Source organism: Alkanindiges hydrocarboniclasticus, from assembly GCF_001982605.1.
In the GTDB taxonomy this organism is placed as follows: domain Bacteria; phylum Pseudomonadota; class Gammaproteobacteria; order Pseudomonadales; family Moraxellaceae; genus Alkanindiges; species Alkanindiges hydrocarboniclasticus.
The window spans coordinates 1-650 of the sequence record NZ_MLCN01000088.1 but is presented as its reverse complement, the minus strand read 5'-3'; the positions used below and the strand labels follow the sequence as shown (position 1 = coordinate 650).

The following is a 650-nucleotide window of genomic DNA, read 5'->3' as shown; positions in this document are numbered from 1 at the left end:
AGGAAGTTTAGAATTGCTGATTTGGCCACGACCGGCATGGGCTAATGCAGCTGGACCTTGGGCTTTGTATTTCTGCAGTAAGCGTCTGATCTGACGTTCTGAAATATGAAGTAGCTGAGCAGCCTGGGATTGAGTTATGCGTTGATCGCAGATTTCCTGCAAGACCGACAATCGTTTAAGTTCTTTATCCGACATAGACACCAACATATCAAACCGTCCGCTAAGGAAATTGCAAAAGTGCATATTCTAAAAGCGGACATTTTTACTTTGGAGAAACCGGACATTTCTATTTTGGAGTTACATATTATATTGATTAAATATTTATCAATGCAGCACACTCCTTGTTTTACTAGCTACTAGTGCAACCATCCGCAGTTTTATCCCCAGAATTTGAGGATATATTGCCCAAATAATTTTTTTTAAAAATCCTGATAGTGACAACGCTAATAGATCTCTTGCATAAATCAAAAGATGATCAATTTATTGATCATCTTTTAAGCTAAAAATTGGACTACTGTCATTTATAATGACAGCATGAAATACACTGATATCCAATCATTACCCGAGCATCAATTTAAGCGATTGATTGGCATTAAACCATCAACATTTCATCAAATGATTGATGTACTCAATGCCGCTCAACCTGAACA

1 protein-coding gene is annotated in these 650 nt (G+C 37.2%); it reads right to left on the bottom strand.

From position 1 onward, the window contains the following. On the bottom strand, positions 1–195 hold a 195-nt coding region (locus tag BKE30_RS15665; RefSeq protein ID WP_143253822.1), incomplete at its 3' end, for a helix-turn-helix domain-containing protein. Positions 196–650: the final 455 nt, after the last annotated feature.